At 68.3% G+C, this 4,159-nt stretch carries 4 protein-coding genes and 1 pseudogene; 3 read left to right on the top strand and 2 right to left on the bottom strand.

Translation table 11 applies throughout. The features are described from left to right. Nucleotides 1-103 precede the first annotated feature (103 nt). Nucleotides 104-1,954: a protein kinase domain-containing protein gene (locus ACWD0F_RS51740; RefSeq protein ID WP_449890471.1), complete on the top strand. Its 1,851-nt coding sequence runs from the start codon at nucleotides 104-106 to the stop codon at nucleotides 1,952-1,954. A 149-nt stretch (nucleotides 1,955-2,103) separates the two neighbouring features. On the opposite strand, the pseudogene ACWD0F_RS51735 reads toward ACWD0F_RS51740, so the two are convergent. Next, nucleotides 2,104-2,809, bottom strand: a pseudogene (locus ACWD0F_RS51735) (transposase); the annotation flags it as partial. Between the two features lie 117 nt (nucleotides 2,810-2,926). Next, the gene (locus tag ACWD0F_RS51730) at nucleotides 2,927-3,259 is read right to left on the bottom strand and encodes an ArsR/SmtB family transcription factor (protein ID WP_449890469.1); all 333 of its coding nucleotides are present in this window, start codon (nucleotides 3,257-3,259) and stop codon (nucleotides 2,927-2,929) included. A 22-nt stretch (nucleotides 3,260-3,281) separates the two neighbouring features. Between ACWD0F_RS51730 and ACWD0F_RS51725 the strand changes: the two genes are divergently transcribed. Both ACWD0F_RS51725 and ACWD0F_RS51720 read left to right on the top strand, forming a co-directional pair. After that, nucleotides 3,282-3,758 carry a hypothetical protein gene (locus tag ACWD0F_RS51725; RefSeq protein ID WP_449890467.1) on the top strand — a complete coding sequence of 159 codons (477 nt, stop codon included), beginning with the start codon at nucleotides 3,282-3,284 and terminating at the stop codon, nucleotides 3,756-3,758. Nucleotides 3,759-3,938: 180 nt separating this feature from the next. Continuing rightward, nucleotides 3,939-4,159: FAD-dependent oxidoreductase (locus ACWD0F_RS51720; RefSeq protein WP_449890473.1), on the top strand; the 221-nt coding region annotated here is incomplete at its 3' end.

Raw genomic sequence — 4,159 nt, 5'->3', positions numbered from 1 at the left:
TCGACAATGCCAGCAAGCGCATAACGGACGAGGCGACACCAACCTGGCGAGGAACGTACTAACACAAACATGGGCAAACCAAATGCCCTCTAAGATCCCCTTCATGCAGCCACTGCGCCAGGGGGATCCGACAGCGCTGGGCCCCTACATGCTTCTCGGTTTCCTCGGTGAGGGCGGCCAGGGCACCGTCTTCGCTGGGCGGGCACCCGACGGCACCGCCATCGCGGCCAAGGTCCTGCACGCCCGCTTCGCCGGTGACACCGCCGCCGTACAGCGCTTCCAGCGTGAGGTCGAGCTGGCCCGCCGGGTGGCCCAGTTCTGTACGGCACGTGTGCTCGACGTCGGATTCGCGGGCGCCGTGCCGTACATCGTCTCCGAACTGGTCGAGGGCGTCTCCCTCCAGCAGGCCGTACGCACGCGTGGCCCCTTGACCGGCGACGATCTGGTACGGCTCGCGGTGGCGACCATGACCGCGCTGATCTCCATCCACCGGGCGGGCATCGTGCATCGCGATTTCAAGCCTTCCAACGTGTTGCTGGCCGCTGACGGGCCCAGGGTGATCGACTTCGGCATCGCCAGGGCGATGGACGCCTCCTCCGTTACCGCCAGCAAGGTGGTGGGCTCGCCCGGCTACATGTCGCCCGAGCAGATTCGGGCCGAGCAGATCGGGCCCGCCTCGGATCTGTTCTCGTGGGCCGGGACGATGGTCTATGCCGCCACCGGTTCGCCCGCCTTCGGTCGCGACTCCATCCCTGCGGTCATGCATCGGGTGCTCACCATCGAGCCTGACCTTCGGGCCATCGGTGAGCCGCTGCATGACGTGCTGACGGCGTGTTTTCAGAAGGATCCCGCGCTGCGCCCTGACGCCCAGACGGCCTGGCACGCGCTGATGGATGGCTCCCCAGCCGCCGCACCCGTGACGCCTCCCCGGGACAGCGTGCCCGGCAACAACTCTCACAGGGACAACGGACCTGCTGAGGCTCGCCGGGACAGCGTGCCCAGTGAACCTCCCAGGGACAGCGGCCCTGGCGAACATCGCGGCGAACCCGGGGTTTCTCGCCGTGGCACCACACCGGCGGCGCCTAGACGAGACCATGCTGCCCGCCGTACCTCCAAATGGGGACGGCCGGTGGCGGTGGCGGCGGCGGCGGGGGTGGCGGTGACGGTGAGTGCGGCCTACATCCTGTGGCCCGCGCCCTTAACCAGCCCGCCCGCAGTCGCAGACCCAGCGGCCACCACCACGCTCGGCCTGCCAGCCTCAGACCCGCCGGCTCCTGCAACGCCAACGCCTGCCACGCCAACCGGCACGACCCCGCCGGCCTCCGCCCGGAAGGCCACCCCGAGCACAAGCCCGACCCCTTCGTCGGCCACCACTCCAACCCCCACCCCGACGACAACCCTCACACGACGCCCTGCAGTGTCTGCACGCTGGGATACGAAGGGTGACGTGTCAGAGTGGGACATCACCGGCCCACGCAGCGCCAAGTTGACCCGATACCCCGAAGGACCCACAGGCCCCGGCTGGGGGTTCCTGATGTGGACGAAGCGGCCGATGAGCACCAGCTTCACGCTCTCGGTCCGCACGCGCTTGCTCGACTACGGCCGCCGGGACAAGACCCCGAAGTACGGCTTGCTGTTCTCCAACACGGAGCCGGGTAACGACATCGGCTACTACGTCGAACCGCTCACCGCAGGCGGCCGGCTCACCGTCCTGGTGATGGAGAAGGGTGTGTTCAGCTGGGAGCGCATCCCATGGCCGTTCGGCTTCGACCCCGATGACTTCCACACGCTCAAGGTGACCAGGAAGGGCTCGACCTATACCTTCTACGTGGACGGCCGACAGGTGTACCAGCGTGAGGTGCCCGGAGTCGACCCAGAAGGTCTGGGCCGGGTCGGTCTGGCCGGGTTCGATGTCCTCGCCGAATTCCGAGACTTCAGAGTGCGTTTTATTTGAGTAGATTGCGGCTTATGTCCTAGTAGTGCTTTGTTAGGTGTCGGGTGGTCGTTGTTGGCAGGTTGGGCGACGGCCGGACCAGATCGCCAGCGTGATCTGCAGCTCTTTGGGATCGTGTAGAGGGTCAGGCCGCCCCTGCTGCTTTTGGGTGGCTCATGGCGCAGCTCGGTGCGGAGCAGGTGCGCGGCGCTGACCAAGGTGACATGGCGATGCCAGCCCGCCCACGAAAGGCCCTCGAAGTGGTCCAGGCCCAAGGCGGTCTTCAATTCGCGGTAGTCGTGCTCGATCCGCCAGCGGATCTTGGCCAGGATGACCCGGTCAGCAGGTGCTGTGCGGACGGGCAGGTTGGACAGCCAGTACTTGATCGGTTCGTGCTCCTCGTGGGGCCACTGCGCGATCAGGAGACTGACCGACAGCGTGCCGTCATCGCCCAGGCGGGGTCTGCGGCCGGCCACCCGGACCGTGAGGATCACGAACTGCGAGGTCAGATCACCTTTCGAACCGGCCCGCCAGGTGAGTGTCTGCGCCGCGGCGCGTCCAGCGGCCAGCACGTGTTCACGCAGGCTGACGGGCGTGCTGCGATAACGCGGGCCGGGGTCGCGGGCCGAGCCCGCCGCGTTGTCGGACCGCCGAGAAATCCCAGGTGGAGGAGGTGACGAACTGCTGCAAGCCCTGATGGTCCACGCCCAGGCGCTCCGCCATCGGCTGCATCGATTTACGCCGTCCATCCAGTAGCAGTCCTCGCAGATAGGCGGCGGCCTTGGCCCGTTGATCCGAACGGGTCAATGGGCGGAACACCTCGGCGGCGAACATCTCCACCTGCTCGCGGACATCAACAAGCTGTTCCGGGTTCACCCCCGCATCGACCCCGCCGGGTCATGGCCGACAAGCCCACTTCCACCGGCGGATGCGCTATGTCCTGGCCTTCGTGACGCGTTCCTTCGTGACGCGCTCAGGTTCTCGGGCGCTATGTCAGCAGCGGAACTTCAGGTAGGTCTGAAGGTCGCCGAGGATGCGGGCGACGCTTTCGCGGTCGCCGCGATACAGCATCTCCTTGCCGTCGCGGCGGGCGGTGACGATGCCGCCACGGCGCAGGAGGGCCAGTTGCTGGGAGGCGGCGGATTGGCTGACGCCGGCGCGCTCGGCGACCTGGTTGACCGACAGTTCGGCGCCATGGGCAAAGAGCAGCATGATCTGCTGGCGGCCCTCGTGGGCCAACGCCTTGAGGAAGTCGTGCGTGACCTGGCCCAGCTGCGGTGTGCACGCGGGGGCCGCGCCGTCCGCCGATCGGCGGGTGACGCTCACCAGCCGTACGCCAATCCGATTCGTGGCCCAGCGCCCGCTGGGGCGAGACCTGCATTTCTGGTTCCGCGCGACCGGCTTCGACCGGCTGCCGCTGGCCCGCGCGGAGGCTCCGCCCGCCTCGCCCGTCCTCGATGACGGCCGCTACCGCCAGGCGCTGCGCGAGGGCCGCTACCAGCGCCGGGGAATGTTCACGCGCCTGGACGGCGATCAGATCGAATGGCCCGGCGGCCGACGTGAACGCGTCGATGCGGTGCTGCTGGCCACCGGCTACCCGCCGGACCTGCCGTACTTGGCCGGCTTGGGCGCGCTGACGGCTGACGGCCGCCCGCGCCAGCGCCGGGGCCTGTCCCTCACCCATGCCGGGCTCGGCCACCTGGGCTTGGAGTGGCAGCGCACCCCCTCCTCCAACACCCTGCAAGGAGTGGGTGCCGACGCTCGGCGCGTCCTGGCAGCTCTCGCCCGCCATCTGCGCGGCGACCGGGAGCGCGCCCGCGCATGAGCGGCGCACCTTCTCCTTCCTGATTGATTCGATGAAGCTCTAATTTGACATATCTCTAAGCCGTCAGGCATCCTGCCGATGAGCTACTTAGACAGACTTCAAACCAGCGCGGGCACGGGCCCCCGAGAGCCGATGAGGAGATGCGCCGTGAGCGGATGTTGCGGTCCCGCCGCCGTCGAACTGGAGCCCGGCACGCAGGCCGCCCGGCCCGACGAGCTGCCCGTCGTAGTGATCGGCGCGGGCCCGGTCGGGCTGGCGGCGGCGGCCCACCTGGCCGAACGGAACCTCGGCTTGGTGGTGCTGGAGGCGGGCGAGCAGGCGGGCGCGTCGGTGGCCAAGTGGGGCCACGTACGGGTGTTCAGCCCGTGGAAGTACAACATCGACGCGGCCGCCCGCCGCCT

Source organism: Nonomuraea sp. NPDC002799 (assembly GCF_053592075.1).
This window is presented reverse-complemented; position numbering and strand designations above follow the sequence as displayed.

Excerpts from the sequence above, each read along its gene's own strand:
- ACWD0F_RS51740 (WP_449890471.1), top strand. The coding sequence starts at position 104 with ATGCAGCCACTGCGCCAGGGGGATCCGACAGCGCTGGGCCCCTACATG.